Origin of the sequence: Streptomyces sp. NPDC056224, from assembly GCF_042267665.1 — a bacterium.
Classification (GTDB): Bacteria; Actinomycetota; Actinomycetes; order Streptomycetales; family Streptomycetaceae; genus Streptomyces.
This window is the reverse complement of the sequence record NZ_JBHJTK010000005.1, coordinates 164,140-180,878: the sequence shown is the minus strand read 5'-3', so window position 1 is coordinate 180,878 and position 16,739 is coordinate 164,140. Positions and strand designations below refer to the sequence as shown.

14 protein-coding genes and 1 riboswitch are annotated in these 16,739 nt (G+C 68.9%); of the genes, 6 read left to right on the top strand and 8 right to left on the bottom strand.

The window, feature by feature from the left end; translation table 11 throughout:
• Positions 1-35: 35 nt before the first annotated feature.
• Both cydB and ACFCZ1_RS09760 read right to left on the bottom strand, forming a co-directional pair.
• On the bottom strand, positions 36-1,037 hold the full coding sequence (gene cydB, locus ACFCZ1_RS09765) for a cytochrome d ubiquinol oxidase subunit II (RefSeq protein WP_376677855.1): 1,002 nt from the start codon (positions 1,035-1,037) through the stop codon (positions 36-38).
• A gap of 18 nt (positions 1,038-1,055) precedes the next feature.
• Positions 1,056-2,561 (bottom strand): cytochrome ubiquinol oxidase subunit I, encoded by a 1,506-nt coding sequence (locus ACFCZ1_RS09760; protein ID WP_376677854.1) that lies wholly within the window; start codon positions 2,559-2,561, stop codon positions 1,056-1,058.
• A 188-nt stretch (positions 2,562-2,749) separates the two neighbouring features.
• On the opposite strand from ACFCZ1_RS09760, the gene ACFCZ1_RS09755 reads away from it, so the two are divergent.
• Entirely contained in the window at positions 2,750-3,118 is a 369-nt protein-coding gene (locus ACFCZ1_RS09755; RefSeq protein ID WP_376677853.1) for a cyclophilin-like fold protein, read from the top strand.
• Positions 3,119-3,175: 57 nt separating this feature from the next.
• Here ACFCZ1_RS09755 and hisC read toward each other — a convergent pair whose 3' ends face one another.
• On the bottom strand, positions 3,176-4,255 hold the full coding sequence (hisC, locus tag ACFCZ1_RS09750; RefSeq protein WP_376677852.1) for a histidinol-phosphate transaminase: 1,080 nt from the start codon (positions 4,253-4,255) through the stop codon (positions 3,176-3,178).
• A 361-nt stretch (positions 4,256-4,616) separates the two neighbouring features.
• Here hisC and ACFCZ1_RS09745 point away from each other — a divergent pair, with 361 nt between their 5' ends.
• The 3 genes from ACFCZ1_RS09745 to ACFCZ1_RS09735 all read left to right on the top strand — a co-directional run bounded on the left by ACFCZ1_RS09745 (position 4,617) and on the right by ACFCZ1_RS09735 (position 8,254).
• On the top strand, positions 4,617-5,732 hold the full coding sequence (locus ACFCZ1_RS09745; RefSeq protein ID WP_376677851.1) for a LacI family DNA-binding transcriptional regulator: 1,116 nt from the start codon (positions 4,617-4,619) through the stop codon (positions 5,730-5,732).
• A 231-nt stretch (positions 5,733-5,963) separates the two neighbouring features.
• On the top strand, positions 5,964-7,295 hold the full coding sequence (locus tag ACFCZ1_RS09740) for a metallophosphoesterase (RefSeq protein WP_376677850.1): 1,332 nt from the start codon (positions 5,964-5,966) through the stop codon (positions 7,293-7,295).
• A 149-nt stretch (positions 7,296-7,444) separates the two neighbouring features.
• On the top strand, positions 7,445-8,254 hold the full coding sequence (locus ACFCZ1_RS09735) for a hypothetical protein (RefSeq protein WP_376677849.1): 810 nt from the start codon (positions 7,445-7,447) through the stop codon (positions 8,252-8,254).
• A gap of 47 nt (positions 8,255-8,301) precedes the next feature.
• On the opposite strand, the gene ACFCZ1_RS09730 is transcribed toward ACFCZ1_RS09735, so the two are convergent.
• Positions 8,302-8,985: a hypothetical protein gene (locus ACFCZ1_RS09730; protein WP_376677848.1), complete on the bottom strand. Its 684-nt coding sequence runs from the start codon at positions 8,983-8,985 to the stop codon at positions 8,302-8,304.
• A gap of 365 nt (positions 8,986-9,350) precedes the next feature.
• Here ACFCZ1_RS09730 and ACFCZ1_RS09725 point away from each other — a divergent pair, with 365 nt between their 5' ends.
• Positions 9,351-10,439, top strand: coding sequence for a glycosyltransferase (locus tag ACFCZ1_RS09725; RefSeq protein WP_376677847.1), 1,089 nt, complete (start codon positions 9,351-9,353; stop codon positions 10,437-10,439).
• Between the two features lie 191 nt (positions 10,440-10,630).
• Here ACFCZ1_RS09725 and ACFCZ1_RS09720 read toward each other — a convergent pair whose 3' ends face one another.
• Both ACFCZ1_RS09720 and thiC read right to left on the bottom strand, forming a co-directional pair.
• Positions 10,631-11,092, bottom strand: coding sequence for a hypothetical protein (locus tag ACFCZ1_RS09720; RefSeq protein WP_376677846.1), 462 nt, complete (start codon positions 11,090-11,092; stop codon positions 10,631-10,633).
• 837 nt (positions 11,093-11,929) lie between these two features.
• On the bottom strand, positions 11,930-13,717 hold the full coding sequence (gene thiC, locus ACFCZ1_RS09715; RefSeq protein ID WP_376677845.1) for a phosphomethylpyrimidine synthase ThiC: 1,788 nt from the start codon (positions 13,715-13,717) through the stop codon (positions 11,930-11,932).
• A riboswitch (TPP riboswitch) is annotated at positions 13,711-13,856 on the bottom strand. (Overlaps the previous gene by 7 nt.)
• A gap of 72 nt (positions 13,857-13,928) precedes the next feature.
• On the opposite strand from thiC, the gene ACFCZ1_RS09710 reads away from it, so the two are divergent.
• A complete protein-coding gene (locus ACFCZ1_RS09710; protein ID WP_376677844.1) occupies positions 13,929-15,311 on the top strand; it encodes a YibE/F family protein in 1,383 nt (460 codons plus the stop codon).
• 67 nt (positions 15,312-15,378) lie between these two features.
• Here the strand turns inward: ACFCZ1_RS09710 and ACFCZ1_RS09705 are convergent, their stop codons facing one another.
• Together ACFCZ1_RS09705 and ACFCZ1_RS09700 are read right to left on the bottom strand one after the other, a co-directional pair.
• Positions 15,379-15,828, bottom strand: coding sequence for an SsgA family sporulation/cell division regulator (locus ACFCZ1_RS09705; RefSeq protein ID WP_376677843.1), 450 nt, complete (start codon positions 15,826-15,828; stop codon positions 15,379-15,381).
• Positions 15,829-15,924: 96 nt separating this feature from the next.
• Positions 15,925-16,695, bottom strand: a complete 771-nt coding sequence (locus tag ACFCZ1_RS09700; protein ID WP_376677842.1) for an IclR family transcriptional regulator — start codon at positions 16,693-16,695, stop codon at positions 15,925-15,927.
• Positions 16,696-16,739 lie beyond the last annotated feature (44 nt).

Here is a 16,739-nt window from a genome sequence, read left to right as displayed (position 1 = left end):
GGGAGGGTCAGGCGGGAGGGGCGGGTGCCGGGGACTCAGTGCACGTCGACGATGTGCTGCGTCCCGATCCGCTTGCGGAACACCCAGTACGTCCAGCCCTGGTAGAGCAGGACGAGCGGCGTGGCCACCGCCGCGCACCAGGTCATGATCTTCAGGGTGTAGGGACTGGACGAGGCGTTGGTGACCGTGAGGCTCCAGGCGTCGTCCAGCGAGGACGGCATGACGTTCGGGAACAGCGTCAGGAAGAGCATCGCGACGGCCGCCGCGATGGTGATCCCGGACAGGGCGAACGACCAGCCCTCGCGGCCCGCCAGGTTGCAGGCGAGTGCCGCGACCAGCGCGATCACCGCGACGGCCATCGCGACCAGGCTCTTGGCGTCGCCGCTGTCGATCTGGGTCCAGGCCAGGAAGAGCAGGGCCAGTACGGCGGCGGCCACACCCAGCCGGGTCGCCAGCTTCCGCGAGCGCTCCCGGATGTCACCGACCGTCTTGAGCGAGGTGAAGACCGCGCCGTGGAAGGTGAACAGGGTGAGGGTGACCAGGCCGCCGAGGAGCGAGTAGGCGTTGAGCAGGTCGAGGAAGGTGCCGACGTACTCCATGTTCTGGTCGATCTTCACGCCGCGCACGATGTTGGCGAAGGCCACGCCCCACAGGAACGCGGGGATCAGCGAGGTCCAGAAGATCGCGTGTTCCCAGTTGGTCTGCCAGCGTTCCTCGGCCCGCTTGTGCCGGTATTCGAAGGCAACACCCCGAATGATCAGGCAGACCAGGATGAGGAGCAGCGGCAGGTAGAACCCGGAGAAGAGCGTGGCGTACCAGTCGGGGAAGGCCGCGAACGTCGCGCCGCCCGCGGTGAGCAGCCAGACTTCGTTGCCGTCCCACACGGGTCCGATCGTGTTGATCAGGACCCGCTTCTCCGTGCGGTCGCGGGCGAGCAGCTTGGTGAGTACGCCGACTCCGAAGTCGAAGCCCTCCAGGAAGAAGTAGCCGATCCACAGGACCGCGATGAGTACGAACCAGACGTCGTGGAGTTGCATGGTGTGGTCTCCTCAGCCTCAGTACGAGAAGGCCATCGGCCGGTCGGGGTTCTTGTCGTCTCCGCCGATCCTGGTCGGCGGGTTGAGGTCGGCCTCGGTGAGCTCGGGCGGACCGGCCTTGACGTACTTGACGAGGAGCCTGACCTCGATGACGGCGAGCACGGCGTACAGGAGCGTGAAGCCGATCATCGAAGTGAGGACCTCGGCCTGGGTCACGTTCGGCGAGACCGCGTCCCGGGTGCGCAGGACTCCGTAGACCACCCAGGGCTGGCGCCCCATCTCGGTGAAGATCCAGCCCCAGGAGTTGGCGATGAGCGGGAAGCCCATCGTCCAGAGCGCGACGATCCAGTACAGGTTGGCGAACTTCGGGCTCAGCGCCTTCTTGAAGAGGACCAGGTGGGGGACCTCCTCCTCCCCGGTGCGCAGACCCGGCGGCAGCAGGAACTTCTTGCGGGTCAGCCACAGACCCAGCACTCCGACGCCTACGGAGGCCATGCCGAAGCCGATCATCCAGCGGAAGCCCCAGTAGGCGACCGGGATGTTGGGCCGGTAGTCGCCGGGGCCGAACTTCTCCTGCTCGGCCTTGTTGACGTCGTTGATGCCCGGGACGAAGGAGGTGAAGTCGTCGTTCGCCAGGAAGGACAGCAGGCCGGGGATCTCTATCGCGACCTTGTTGTGGCCCTTCTCGACATCGCCGTAGGCGAAGACGGAGAAGGGAGCCGGCGCCTCGCCGTCCCAGAGCGCCTCGGCGGCTGCCATCTTCATGGGCTGCTGCTTGAACATCACCTTGCCGAGCAGGTCGCCGCTCAGGGCCGTGCCCAGGCCGGCGATGATCATGACGACCAGGCCGAGCCGCAGCGAGCTCCGCATCACGGGTACGTGCTTCCTGCGGGCCAGGTGGAAGGCCGCGATGCCGGTCATGAACGCACCGCCGACCAGGAAGGCGGCCGTGATGGTGTGGAAGAACTGGGTGAGCGCGGTGTTCTGGGTGAGCACCTGCCAGAAATCGGTGAGCTCGGCCCGGCCGCGCTCCTCGTTGATCCGGTACCCGACCGGGTGCTGCATCCAGGAATTGGCCGCCAGGATGAAGTACGCGGACAGGATGGTGCCCATGGACACCATCCAGATGCAGGCCAGGTGGATCTTCTTCGGCAGCTTGTCCCAGCCGAAGATCCACAGCCCGATGAAGGTCGACTCGAAGAAGAAGGCGATCAGCGCCTCGAAGGCCAGGGGGGCGCCGAAGATGTCACCGACGAACCGCGAGTAGTCGGACCAGTTCATGCCGAACTGGAACTCCTGGACGATGCCGGTGACGACACCCATCGCGATATTGATCAAGAAAAGCTTGCCCCAGAACTTCGTGGCCCTGAGGTACTTCTCCTTCTCGGTGCGCACCCAGGCGGTTTGCAGGCCCGCCGTGAGGGCGGCCAGCGAGATCGTCAGGGGAACGAAGAGGAAGTGGTAGACGGTGGTGATGCCGAACTGCCAACGCGCCAATGTCTCCGGCGCCAAAGCTAGGTCCACGTCGTCTTCTCCTTGTCGTCGCCGTGGTCACAGCCACAGTCTGCCTGTCGGATTACCCCATAACGGGAGGAAGCGGGACACGCTTGTGAACGCGTTCACATTCACAAGCATTATGGCGCATTCGTTTTCGAGCTCTTGAGGCGGGGTCCCCCTAGCCAACAAATTCAACAGATTGTTGAATGCAGCTCATGAAGATTCGCATCTCCTGGCCCGCCGGCCAGCTCACGGCAACCCTCGACGAGACCCCGACCGGCAAGGCGCTGGCCGAGGCCCTTCCGATCTCCGCGTCCGCGAACACCTGGGGCGAGGAGGTCTACTTCGACACCGGCGTCTCCGTGACCCTGGAGCCCGACGCCCGGCAGGTCGTCGAACCCGGCACGGTCGCGTTCTGGACGGAGGGCGACGCGCTCGCGCTGCCCTACGGCCCCACGCCCCTCTCGCGCGGAGGCGAGAGCCGCCTGGCGAGCCCGTGCAACGTGCTCGGCTCGTTCGACGGCGACTCCCGCCTGCTGGCCACCGTCCGCGACGGCGACCCCATCCGCGTGGAACTCGCGTAACGCGCGGCCGTCACACCACACACGGGCATCACGACACGCGCGAGTCCCCCGCCGGAGCTAGAGCTCCTTGAAGAACGCCTCCGCCGTGTGCAGGAAGATGTCGTTCGCCTCGGCCTCACCGATCGTGACCCGCAGGCCCTCACCCGCGAAGGGCCGGACCACCACACCGGCCTTCTCGCAGGCAGCCGCGAAGTCGGCGGTCCGCTCCCCCAGCCGCATCCACACGAAGTTCGCCTGCGTGTCCGGGACCGTCCAGCCCTGCGCCAGCAGCGTCTCGTGCACCCGGTTCCGCTCGCACACCAGCGCCCCGACGCGGCCCATCAGCTCGTCCTCGGCGCGCAGCGAGGCGACCGCCGCGTCCTGCGCGAGCTGGCTGACGCCGAAGGGCACCGCCGTCTTGCGCAGCGCCGCGGCCACCGGCTCGTGTGCCACTGCGAAGCCGACGCGCAGGCCGGCGAGCCCGTACGCCTTGGAGAACGTACGCAGCACGCAGACGTTCGGGCGGTTCCGGTACAGCTCGATGCCGTCCGGCACGTCCGCGTCGCGCACGAACTCGCGGTAGGCCTCGTCCAGCACCACCAGGACGTCCGAGGGCACGCGGTCCAGGAACCGCTCCAGCTCGGCGCGGCGCACCGCTGTACCCGTGGGGTTGTTGGGGTTGCAGACGAAGATCAGCCGGGTCCGCTCGGTGATCGCTTCGGCCATCGCGTCCAGGTCGTGGACGTCGCCCTCGGTCAGCGGGACCCGCACGGAGGTCGCACCCGAGATCTGCGTGATGATCGGGTAGGCCTCGAAGGAACGCCAGGCGTAGATGACCTCGTCGCCGGGGCCGGCCGTCGACTGGATCAGCGACTGGGCCACACCCACCGAGCCGGTACCGGTGGCGACGTGCTCGACCGGCACCCCGAACCGCTCCGCGATCTCGTTCACCAGCCCGGTGCAGGCCATGTCCGGGTACCGATTGAAGTTCCCGGCCGCCGCGACCGCGCTCTCCAGCACCCCGTTCAGCGGCGGGTACGGGTTCTCGTTCGAGGACAGCTTGTACGCGACGGGCCCGCCCGCGGCGGCCGGCTTGCCGGGCTTGTATGTCGGAATGCCGTCCAGCTCGGCGCGCAGTTTCGGGCTCTTCTCGCTCACCGCAGGTCCTCCTCGACCATCCCGTACGACGTCGCCGTCGACTCAATACTGCTCACCTTATGAGGATTCCGCCCTCCCGAGAATGGGGGCGCCTGGAATGCGGGGGAGCGCGCGCATATATGCGCGCGCCGGTGGCCTACGCCGTGGCGCGCATCCCTCGTGCAGGTGAGTTGAGACCGGCCCGCGACCACACCGCTTTGGCATGCTCGTACCCGCCGACAAGCCTCACGGTAGCCATTGGCCAGCAAGTACCTTCATTTCCAAGGTCATTGGGGGTGGCGAACCATGCAGAAACGTGCCTGTCAACGAGTGCATATGCACCCAGACCACCCACCCCGCCGAGCCCTACTATCGGCTCGCCATGACAGCAGCAGGGAAGCATCACGTGAGCCGGACCGAGACCACCCGGCGGGCCGCCGGCCGACAGGGCCGGGCAGGCATCAGGGACGTGGCCGCCGCGGCGGGCGTCTCCATCACAACCGTCTCCGACGCGCTCAATGGCAAGGGACGGCTGCCGGACGCCACCCGCCGCCACGTTCGCGAGGTCGCCGATCGGCTGGGTTACCGCCCGTCCGCCGCCGCCCGTACCCTCCGTACCGGCAAGTCGGGCCTCATCGGCCTGACCGTCACGACGTACGGGGATGAACCTTTCACCTTCACCGAATTCGCCTACTTCGCCGAGATGGCCAGAGCCGCCACCTCCGCCGCGCTCGCCCGCGGCTACGCCCTCGTCATCCTCCCCGCCACCTCCCGACACGACGTGTGGTCCAACGTCGCCCTCGACGGCACCGTCGTCATCGACCCCTCCGACCACGATCCCGTCGTCACCGAGCTGGTCCGCCAGGGACTTCCGGTGGTCTCCGACGGCCGCCCCGCGGGCTCCCTCCCCGTCACCGCCTGGGTCGACAACGACCACGAGGCAGCCGTACTGGGCCTCCTCGACCACCTCGCCGCCGCCGGCGCCCGCAGGATCGGGCTGCTCACCGGCACCACCACCGACACCTACACCCGGCTCTCCACGACCGCCTACCTCAACTGGTGCGAGCGCGTCGGCCAGGACCCCGTCTACGAGTCCTACCCCGCCCACGACCCCTGCGCGGGCGCCGTGGCCGCCGACCGGCTCCTCGCCCGCCCCGACCGGCCCGACGCCGTGTACGGGCTCTTCGACCCCAACGGCACGGACCTGCTCGCCGCAGCCCGGCGCTACGGCCTGCGCGTCCCAGAGGACCTGCTGCTCGTGTGCTGCAGCGAATCCACCGTGTACGCCAACACCGAACCGCCCATCACCACCCTCTCCCTCAAACCGCGCCGCATCGGCACCGCTGTGGTGCAGCTGCTCATCGACGCGATCGAGGGAGTGGACACCGGACGCCCCGTCGAGCAGGTCGTCCCGACCGAGCTCATCATCCGCACCTCGTCGCAGCGCCGGCAGCCCCGTACGACCGTCAGCCCGCCCCGGTCTCCGGCCCAGGACTGACGCCCACACCGTCCCTCGGAAGGGCCCGTCGGCCCCGCCGAAGATTTCAGCAACACCGATTTTGGGATAAAACGGTAGGAACGATCGGCTCCGCACAGGATTCACCACCCCTGGTGCGTCACACAGCGCGAGCCGCATTCCTATGATGGGCGCACGACATCACGGACCCTCCTCCCCGGAGGTCAGGAGGGTCCGCAGGTGTACGGCAGCGCGACGGTGGTGGAGGGGTCGATGACTCAGGGGGCCGGTCAGGGACCCGCGATGCGGACGGAGACGCTGCGGGACTTCCGGGTTCCGGTCACCGAACCCGACCCGTACGCCGTAGCCACCGGGCTTCCCGGTGAGGCCCCCGTGTACGGCGAGTACCCGGCGTACTACGAGGACGGCGCGCTGAGCGTGCCCCAGCAGCCCGGCTACGCGCCGTCGGCGAACGCACGGGAGGCGCCCCGGTCCGTGGCCCCGCCCGTCCCGCAGCGCGACGCGCACGCAGCGCAGGACCCGCACGCACCGCGCGACCTGCACGCCCCGCACGGAGCCCACGGAGCCCGCGCGACCGCCGAACCAGAGGCCCCCGAGGCCCCCGACGCCCCAACAGACCCCTCGGGCCCCGAGGATGACGGTTTCGACGGCTACACCCCCACCCAGCGCGACCTGCCCGTCATCGGACGCGGCGCACTCGGCGGCCCCGGCGACACCGTCCAGGTCCAGTACGTCCCCCAGGAAGCCGCGGCCGCCGGTCCCGGCCCGCTCTACGTGGTCGGCGACGTCCACGGATACCTCGACGAGCTCGTCACCGAACTCCGGGCCCAGGGCCTGATCGACGCCGAGCGGCGCTGGTCCGCGGGCAACGCCCGGCTCTGGTTCCTCGGCGACTTCACCGACCGCGGCCCCGACGGCATCGGCGTCATCGACCTCGTCATGCGGCTGTCCGCCGAGGCCGCGGCCGCCGGCGGCTACTGCAAGGCCCTGATGGGCAATCACGAGCTGCTGCTCATCGGCGCCAAGCGGTTCGGCGACACCCCCGTCTCCTCCGGTGCCGGTACCGCCACCTTCCAGGCCGCCTGGCTGCTCAACGGCGGCCAGCGCACCGACATGGAGCGCCTGCAGGACGTACACCTGCAGTGGATGTCCCGCCTGGACGCGGCCGTCCTGGAGGAGGACCACCTGCTGCTGCACTCCGACACCACGGCCTACCTGGACTACGGCGACTCCATCGAGGACGTCAACGACACCATCCACGAACTCCTCAACCGGGGCGACGCCGACATCACCTGGGACCTCTTCCGCAAGTTCACCAAGCGGTTCGCCTTCCGCGACGAGGAGACCGGCCCGGGGGCCGTACGCGAATTGCTCGGCACGTACGGCGGCAGCCGCGTCGTGCACGGGCACAGCCCCATCCCGTACCTCCTGGGCGAAGTGGGCACCGAGGACGGCGACGAGGCGCGCGGCCCGGAGGCGGTGGACGGCCCCCACGTGTACGCGGACGGGCTCGCCATCGCCATGGACGGCGGGGTCACGATGGCGGGCAAACTGTTGGTCGTGCAACTTCCCCTGAGTGACTGAGGATTGTCACGAGGGGGGTATTTCCGCATAGCCCCTGTCAACCTGCGGCGTGGTCCCTCTACCATCGCTCTATCCGTAGCAGGCTCTCCTCCGTTTGTGCCGGCGCCCGGGTCTACGCGGGCAAACCGGCCTCCACGGAGCATCGGGGGATGCACATGACCAGCGCTCCGCACCTGCTGACCGAAGACCGGCCCGAGTTCGATCGGCTCCTCGACGAGGCGCTGCGCACCGCACACGAACGGCCCGAGCTCGCCACCCTCGGCGAACGCCTGAACGCCGAACAACTGCGCACCATGGCTCTGGGGGCCAGCGCTCTGCTGACGGCTGCGGCCGCCGCCGAGTACGACCACTACGTGAAGCTCCGCGAGGAACGACGCGACGAGGCCCTCTCCTCGACCGGGGCCCCGGGCGAGGAGGACGTCGGCCAGGACGGCGCGGGCCTCGGCGCCGTGATCGCGGTCCTCGCACCCGTCCTGGCGGGCACCGCCACGCTGATCTTCCTGCTCGTGGGCTACATCCTGAAGATGATCGAGCCCGAACCCGCCTTCGCCGAGACCATGCTGACGGCGGGTTCGTTCTTCGGACTGCTCACCGCCGCCTCCCTGATCTTCGCCGTGATCGGTCTGCTGATGACCGCGGTGCGCAACCGCGCGACCGAGGTGGTCGCGAACGGACCGGAGGCGATACCCGACGAGGTCGTGCGGGCCCGGGAGGCCTGGCGGAACGCGCTGCTGGAGCGCGGGATCATGCCGTTCCTGCGGGACGCCCTGGCCGATCCAGGTGCGGGGCCGCACTATCCGGCGCCCCGCACGCCAGGGGCCGGGCGCATCCCCAACCTGGGATACACCCGGCCCGACTTCACCAGTCCGGGATCCCCGTCACAGGGTCCCCGGCCGGGCTACACGCCTCCGGACTTCACGGGCCCGGACTTCGGCGGCCCGGGGCACGAGCGGGAGTAGACCTCCCGGTCCCCGCCTCGCGCTCCGCTTCCCTTGCTCTGCTGCCGCTACTTCAGTGCCTTCGGCAGGTAGTTGGGGTTCATCGGCCGGATCGGCGGTGCGTTGGCCGCCCGGCGGTCCGGGTCACCCGGGTCGGGCTGGGGTTCTGCCTCTTCCCACACCCCGTTGCATACGAGGGTGTTGGTGGCCGGGGTGACGGCGCAGGTGGTCTCCGAGACCACGCCTTCCGTCGTCACCACCTCGACCAGCAGCTGGTTGGCCTGGTGGCTGACGGAAATCGCACAGGCGTCGTCCGGGTAGTCGCCCTCCGCGTTGAGGGTGAGGTCGTACCAGGCCCAAAGACCCGGGGTCGGCTGGAGCCCGCGGATGCCCGCGTACGCACGGCCGTCACCGGGGAGCACCGCCTTGAACTCCCGTGCGTTGCTGTCCCTGACGGAGTCGATGTCCACGCACTGGGACACACCGGTGGCTCCGGTGGCACCCGTCGCACCGGTCGCACCGGTCGCACCGGTCGCGCCCTGCGGACCGCGGGGACCCGTCGGACCCGTCGGGCCCTGCTTGCACTCGTCGTCGCCGCCACCACCGCGCGGGCCGACAGGGGTCGCCGCTCGCGGATCGTAGTCGTGCTTCTTCGACTCGCAGTGGTCGCCTGCCGGGGTCGCCGCGCGAACCGTCGCGGCCGCCTGGATGGCCTGCCCCGTGGCGAACGCGGGGCTGGAGATCCCCGTCATCACAAGGGCGAGTGATGCGAGGGTGCCGCCAGTCAGCCAACCGCTCCGCCTGGGCAGCGGACCAAGGTGTGACCTGGTCCTTTTCTCGGGGCTCATATACGCCGCTCCTTCTCGAAACCGGATCGAACGATGTGCGATGGGCCTCTCGGGCCACCTCGGTCATCGTGGGGATCGCGGTCGCGGGCGAGGGAACGCCGCGCTGATAAGTCAACTTATCGGACCAGCAGTACGAGCCCAATGGAGGCTTTTACGCGGCGGCGGACGCGACGCGCCCAGGCACGGAGAAACCGTGGCCTACCGTCGGCTCACATTCGTTCTCATCACCACAGGGGATGGAATCCTTGAGAGCAACAGTCTGCCTGAACATGATCGTCAAGAATGAGGCACCGGTGATCCGGCGCTGTCTCGAATCCGTGCGCCCTTTGATCGATACATGGGTGATCGTGGACACGGGCTCGACGGACGGTACCCAGGACATCATCCGGGAATTCCTCAGCGATCTGCCCGGCGCCCTGCACGAACGGCCGTGGAAGGGGTTCGGCGAAAGCCGCAGCGAGGCGATCGACCTCGCACGCTCCAGCGCGGACTACCTGCTGTTCATCGACGCCGACGACGTGATGCAGGTACAGCCCGGCTTTCGCATGCCCGACCTCACTCTCGACGCGTACCGCATCGCGGTGCACCACGAGCCCGTCATCCACTGGAGGCCCGCTCTGGTATCCACCCGCCTGCCGTGGAAATACGTCGGCGTACTCCACGAGTACATCGATTGCGAAGTCCGGCACAGCAGCGGTGTGCTCGAAGGCGCCAATATCCTCATCGTCGGAGGCGGGGCACGGCTCAGGGAATCGGGCGAACGCGAGAAGTACCTGCGGGACGCGGCGGTGCTCGAAGAAGGGCTGATCAAGGAACCCGGAAATGCCCGGTACGCGTTCTATCTGGCCCAGAGCTGGCGTGACGCGGGAGAACCGGAGAAATCCCTCGCCGCCTACGACCGCCGGGCGGCGATGGGCGGTTTCGCCGAGGAAGCCTTCTGCGCCCAGCTGTACGCGGCACGGCTCGCGGCGAACCTCAAGAAGCCGGCCGCCGAGGTGATGGACCGTTTCCTCCGCGCGTACGAGAGCCGTCCCACACGCGCCGAGGCGATGGGCAGCCTCGCCCGCGTCTGCCGCCTCGAAGGCCGCTGGCCCCTGGCGTACATGTTCGCCCGGGAGGCGGTGCGGATCCCGCGCCCGGACGACATCCTGTTCGTCGAGTTCGACTGGCACGACTGGCGCGCGCTCGACGAACTCGCCGTGGCCGCCTACTGGGTCGGCGAATACCAGGAGTCGCTGGACTGCTGCGAACGCCTCCTCCAGGACGGCAGGCTGCCCGACTCGCAGCGTGACCGGGTCACCGAGAACCTCGAATTCGCACGGCGCAAGCTCGACCCGCAGTATCAGGTGGTCGCCTGACCGCCGCTCCCGCGCACGGGACCGGAGGGCGTCGCCCCGGCCGGCAGGCCGTGGAGCGGCGCCCTCCAGTCGTCGCGCTGGGCCGTCACGTCGGCCGGCCGGGGCCGGGCGGATCCCCAACCCGGGATCCGCCCGGCCCGACTTCACGATCCCGGACTTCGGCGTGCCCACGCGGGCCGGAGCGGGCTTCCCTAGGGGAGGCGGTTCTTGGAGGCTCCGCGCATCAGGTCTCCCTTGAATTCCTTGCCGCGGAGGGATCCGGGAGTCGGGGAGGGGGTCAGTTCGATCCACCCCTCGTCCCAGGTGAAGTTGGCGCCGTTGGTGTCGCCGTGTGTCTGGTAGACCTTGCCGTCCGTCGTCACGACCTTGATGTACGAGTTGCTGCCCTGCTCGATGATCGAGATGCCACAGGCCTTGCCGAAGGGGAATCCCGGGTTGTCCGCGTTCGTGAGGTCCTGCCAGACAGGCACACCTCCGGCCGTGGTCGCGCGTCCGGCATAGGCGATGCCGTTCGTGAGAGCGGCACTGAACGACACGGTGTTCGAAGGCGCGTAGCTGTCCATGTCGTCGCAGGGCCCGGTACCCGTAGCGCCCGTACCGCCCGTACCGCCCGTGGCACCCGTGGCACCCGTGGCACCCGTGGCGCCGTCCACGCCGTCCACGCCGTCCGAGCCCGGAGCACCCGTACCGCCCGTCGCACCCGTTGCGCCCGTTGCGCCCGTCGCGCCCGTCGCACCGTCCGTGCCCGGAGCACCCGTACCACCCAGGGCACCCGTACCACCCGTCGCGCCAGTCGCCCCAGTCGCGCCCGTCGCGCCGTCCACGCCGTCCGCGCCCGTGGCACCCGTCGCACCCGTCGGCCCTGTCGGGCCCGGCCTGCCCTGTTCGCACCTGTCGTCACCGTCGGGCCCGGCCTCGATGCCCGCGGCCTTCGGGTCGTCGTCCGGGTCCTGGTCCGGTCCGTGGTCCGGGCGGTGGTGATGCCCATTCGTCTTGCAGTGATCCCCACCCGTGGGGCTCGCCGCGTTCACCCGCTCGGCCGCCCGAATGCTCTGAGCAACGGCGAAGGCGGGGCTGGCGACTCCCATCATGACCAGGGCAAGCGATGCGAGGGTGCCGCCCGTCAGCCATCTGCTCCCCCTCGGCAGCGGTCCAAGCGTCGTTGACCTGGTCCTGTTTTCGGGGCTCATACCACTCCTACTCGAAACCGATCGAACGATGTGTGGTCGGGCGTCTCTGGCCACACACTCGGTCAGCGTGGAAAGCACTGCCGCGAGTGGCGGGACAACTCGCAGATAAGTCCACTTATCGGATGAGCGATGCGACACCAACGGCCGCTCTGACGGACACGACGAGCGCGAGCCGTCAGAACGCGGCGGGCGACGACCGGCCGGCCATGGCGAGTGGGAGCACTCCGGCGCCAAAAAACGGGCGGACCCGCGACTCCCCCCTTGGGTCGCGGGTCCGCTCCGTAGCTCCTGTCGAACGGCTCAGTCGGCCAGCGGCAGGTAGACGCGGTTGCCCGAGGCCGCGAACTCGGCGGACTTCTCCGCCATGCCGGCCTGGATCTCCTCGGCCTTCAGGTCGCCGCCGTGCTCACGGCGGATGTCCTGCGAGATCTTCATCGAACAGAACTTCGGACCGCACATGGAGCAGAAGTGCGCGGTCTTGGCCGGCTCGGCGGGAAGCGTCTCGTCGTGGAACTCACGGGCCGTGTCCGGGTCGAGGGCCAGGTTGAACTGGTCCTCCCAGCGGAACTCGAACCGCGCGTCCGACAGCGCGTCGTCCCACTCCTGGGCACCGGGGTGCCCCTTGGCCAGGTCCGCGGCGTGCGCCGCGATCTTGTACGTGATGACGCCGGTCTTGACGTCGTCACGGTTGGGCAGGCCCAGGTGCTCCTTGGGCGTGACGTAGCAGAGCATCGCGGTGCCCCACCAGGCGATCATCGCGGCGCCGATGCCCGAGGTGATGTGGTCGTACGCGGGCGCGACGTCCGTGGTCAGCGGGCCGAGCGTGTAGAACGGCGCCTCCTCGCAGATCTCCTGCTGGAGGTCGATGTTCTCCTTGATCTTGTGCATCGGGACGTGGCCCGGGCCCTCGATCATGGTCTGCACGTTGTGGCGCTTGGCGATCGTGTTCAGCTCGCCCAGCGTCTTCAGCTCCGCGAACTGCGCCGCGTCGTTGGCGTCCGCGATGGAACCGGGGCGCAGGCCGTCACCCAGCGAGTACGTGACGTCGTACGTCGCGAGGATGTCGCACAGCTCCTCGAAGTTCGTGTAGAGGAAGTTCTCCTTGTGGTGAGCCAGGCACCAAGCGGCCATGATCGACCCGCCGCGCGAGACGATGCCGGTCTTGCGGCGGGCGGTCAGCGGCACGTACGGCAGCAGCACGCCGGCGTGGACCGTCATGTAGTCGACGCCCTGCTCGGCCTGCTCGATGACCGTGTCCTTGTAGATCTCCCAGGTCAGGTCCTCGGCGCGGCCATCGACCTTCTCCAGCGCCTGGTAGAGCGGGACGGTGCCGATCGGGACGGGGGAGTTGCGCAGAACCCACTCGCGCGTGGTGTGGATGTTGCGGCCCGTCGAGAGGTCCATGACGGTGTCGGCGCCCCACTTGGTCGCCCAGGTCATCTTGTCGACCTCCTCCTCGATGGAGGAGGTGACCGCGGAGTTGCCGATGTTGGCGTTGACCTTCACCAGGAACCGCTTGCCGATGATCATCGGCTCGATCTCCGGGTGGTTCACGTTCGCCGGGAGCACCGCGCGACCTGCGGCGATCTCCTCGCGGACGACCTCGGGGGAGACGTTCTCGCGGATCGCGACGTACTCCATCTCCGGGGTGACCTCGCCCCGGCGGGCGTACGCGAGCTGTGTGACGGCGGCGCCGCCACGGCCCCGGCGGGGCTGGCGGGGGCGGCCCGGGAAGACGGCGTCGAGGTTCTTGAGCCCGCCCCGCGGCGAAGTGTGCTTGACGCCGTCGTCCTCGGGACGCACGGGACGTCCCGCGTACTCCTCGGTGTCCCCGCGGCCGATGATCCAGTTCTCGCGCAGCGGCGCGAGACCCCGGCGCACGTCCGTCTCGATCTGGGGGTCGGTGTACGGACCGGACGTGTCGTAGAGCGTCACGTCCTTGCCGTTGGTGAGGTGGACCTGACGGACCGGCACCCGGATGTCGGGGCGGGAGCCCGCCACGTACCCCTTGTGCCAGCCCGGCTGGCGCTCGGTCCGGCCGTCGGCGTCCTGGCTGACGGCAGGCGTGCGTGCGTCCTGAATGGTCATGAGACCTATCTCCCTACGCCGGCATTACCCGGTAACAGGTTCGGCGGTCGACGCAGCCTCCTCCCGTACGCATCCGTGATGCGCGTACGGTGATCAGCGTCCTCTCAGCCCGGTGCTCCGAGCTCCCGCGTTGTGCAAAGGTGCCCCCACGCTAGCGCCACCCATGGCGTGCTGAACAGTAGGCCCCCTCATCTCTTGCGATGATCTGCTGGTGACGATCTCGCCGCAGCCCCCCAACGAGCCCAACGAGCCCACCAGCCACTCGGACCACGAGCACTCCCACGGGCAGAGCCACGGGCACGGCCATGGGCACGGCCACGGGCACGGTCCGGCGGCCCCCGTCTCGCAGCACCTGCGCAAGGTCATCGCGGCCGTGCTGATCCCCTTCGCCGTCGCCGTCTTCGTCGGCATGGCGGTGCTCTGGCCGGGCGGCGCCCCCGCCCACGAGCGCACGGGGGTCGGTTTCGACCGGCAGACGCAGCAGGGCGCGGTCGTCTCGCTCGAACAGGTGGACTGCAAATCGGTGAACGCCTCGCAGGTGCCGCCCACCGGGGACACGTCCACCCCCGAGGGCCGCGAGGCCCAGGCGGCGCAGACCGGCGACTGCAAGAAGGCCACCGTCGAGGTCGGCACCGGACCGGACAAGGGCCGCACCTTCGTGGAGATCGTCCAGCCTGGCGCGCCGCGGCAGTTGGCGAAGGGGCAGGAGGTGGTGGTCGCGTACGCGCCGGACGCCCCCCGGGACCTCCAGTACTCGGTGATCGACGTGAACCGGAAGTTCCCCCTGGCGCTGCTGGCCGGGATCTTCGCGGTCGCCGTCGTCCTGGTCGGCCGCATGCGCGGGGTGTTCGCACTGATCGCGCTGGTCATCAGCTTCGGCGTGCTGACCCTCTTCATCCTGCCGGCCATCCTGCAGGGGTCGAACCCGCTGGTCGTCGCCGTCATCGGGGCCAGCGCCATCATGCTCATCGCCCTGTACATCTGCCACGGGCTGACCGCGCGCACCTCGGTCGCCGTTCTCGGCACGCTCGTCTCACTGCTGCTGATCGGGCTCCTGGGCTCGGTGTTCATCGACTGGGCGTTCCTCAGCGGCAACACCGACGACAACACGGGCCTCATCCACGGGCTCTACCCGGACATCGACATGAGTGGTCTGCTGCTCGCGGGCATCATCATCGGATCGCTGGGCGTCCTCGACGATGTGACGGTCACCCAGACCTCCGCGGTCTGGGAACTCCACCAGGCCGATCCCTCGATGGGGTCGCGCGCCCTCTACCGGGCGGCCATCCGGATCGGTCGCGACCACATCGCGTCGGTGGTCAACACGCTCGTACTGGCCTACGCGGGCGCTGCACTCCCCCTACTGCTGCTGTTCTCGATCGCGAACAGCAGCATGGGGTCGGTGGCCAACAGCGAGCTGGTCGCGGTGGAGATCGTGCGGACCCTCGTGGGCTCGATCGGCCTCGTGGCCTCGGTTCCCGTGACGACGGCACTGGCATCCCTGGTCGTGTCCGCCGACCGTCCGGCGGCCACGGTCTCCGGGCCGGCCCCGGGGCCGGCCCGCACCGGCCGGGGCCGCCGTCGCAAGCGCTGAAAGGTGTTCGCCGGAGGAACGGAGCGGTCGGCGCGGAGGGTCGAGTCAGTGCGCGCCCGGCGGCGGGTCAGCCCGCGTTCTGCTCGTTCTGCCGGGATTCGGCCAGGATCTTGCCGAGCGCCTCGTCAAGGTTCTCCTCGAAGTCGCCCAGGTTGCGCTCCTGGCCGAGCGGTACGAGCCGGTCGGTGCGGTCGAGGAACGCGACGAGCGGCGCCGCGCTCGCGCGGAACAACGCCCGGTCGCCGCCGACCTGGAGGCGGATGTGGACATCGGACAGGTCCTCGGGCTCGGTCGGGGCGATGTGGACATCGCCGTCGCCGCACGGCTTGTTGATGCCGTCGAGGAGGAGTTCCCGGCCGAACGCCCAGGTCACGGGCGCGTCTCCGGGAAGGTGGAAGGTCAGGCGGACTGCGTAGGGGTCCCGAGCGTCGTACCGGAGCTCCACCGGAATCCGGAACGAGAGTTCCTCGGAAACGAGGAAGCTCATCATGACCTCTGCCTGTACCGACTCGCGCATTGCCTACCCCGCTGTAGTGGAAGTGGCCAGGAATGTCCCCCAGGGCCCTCTTGACAAGGGTGGTGGAAGCGCTAGCAGATCACAAGGAGTGAGTTTTCAGATACTGATAGAGAACGAGAGGGTGCTCAACAGCGCGCCTACTTCACTCCGTAGTCGATCGACCACATACAGCAACCGGTTTTCCTGGTGGAGGGGTAGAGAAATGGCCATCGTGGCGACGGTGTCACCCGCAGTGAGGGGGATGGCCGCACATACCGTGCCCAAGGCATATTCCTGACGCTCGATCACAGGCTGCATTCGCCCCAGGGATCCGATCCGGTGTTCCAGGGAACGCTGATCCGGCACGGTGTAAGCGGTGATCGCCTCGACCGGATGCCGGTCGTAGTAGTCCTTGCGCGTCTTCTCGTCGAGCTGGCCGAGCAGGCACTGCCCGATGGCGTGCGCATGGCCGGTCTCACGGAAATCCGCCCACTCCTCGCAGGCGGGGCTGGCCGGGGTGTCCGAGACGCCCACGACCTCGATCTCACCCTCGCGGAAGACCGCGAAGTAGACGGGGGCCCCGACCGCGTCGCGGAAGTGCGCGAGTGAGTCGAGGATCATGCTGCGACGTTTCTGCTGGAGCCCCCCGCCGACCAGCCGCCCAGCCGCGTCGCCGAGGACGAAGACCCCGCCCTCCCGGCGCAGATAGCCCTCGTGCGTGAGGGTGCGCAGCAGGTGGTACGCGGTGGGCAGCTGGAGCCCGGCCTCGCGGGCCAGTTGTTTCGCCGGCGCTCCCCCGCTGTGCGAGCCCGCCGCTTCGAGCAGCCTCAGCGCCCGCTGCACCGAACCGATCAGAGTCGGCACACCGGCGTTGGGAACCGAAGACAAAGCTCACCCCCAGGCATGGCGGCGGGCTTGGGGGGCCCGCCCCG

Excerpts from the sequence above, each read along its gene's own strand:
- thiC (WP_376677845.1), bottom strand. The coding sequence starts at position 13,717 with ATGACCATTCAGGACGCACGCACGCCTGCCGTCAGCCAGGACGCCGAC.
- ACFCZ1_RS09705 (WP_376677843.1), bottom strand. The coding sequence starts at position 15,828 with ATGCGCGAGTCGGTACAGGCAGAGGTCATGATGAGCTTCCTCGTTTCC.
- cydB (WP_376677855.1), bottom strand. The coding sequence starts at position 1,037 with ATGCAACTCCACGACGTCTGGTTCGTACTCATCGCGGTCCTGTGGATC.
- ACFCZ1_RS09740 (WP_376677850.1), top strand. The coding sequence starts at position 5,964 with ATGACTCAGGGGGCCGGTCAGGGACCCGCGATGCGGACGGAGACGCTG.
- ACFCZ1_RS09725 (WP_376677847.1), top strand. The coding sequence starts at position 9,351 with ATGATCGTCAAGAATGAGGCACCGGTGATCCGGCGCTGTCTCGAATCC.
- ACFCZ1_RS09755 (WP_376677853.1), top strand. The coding sequence starts at position 2,750 with ATGAAGATTCGCATCTCCTGGCCCGCCGGCCAGCTCACGGCAACCCTC.
- ACFCZ1_RS09735 (WP_376677849.1), top strand. The coding sequence starts at position 7,445 with ATGCACATGACCAGCGCTCCGCACCTGCTGACCGAAGACCGGCCCGAG.
- ACFCZ1_RS09730 (WP_376677848.1), bottom strand. The coding sequence starts at position 8,985 with ATGACGGGGATCTCCAGCCCCGCGTTCGCCACGGGGCAGGCCATCCAG.
- ACFCZ1_RS09745 (WP_376677851.1), top strand. The coding sequence starts at position 4,617 with ATGACAGCAGCAGGGAAGCATCACGTGAGCCGGACCGAGACCACCCGG.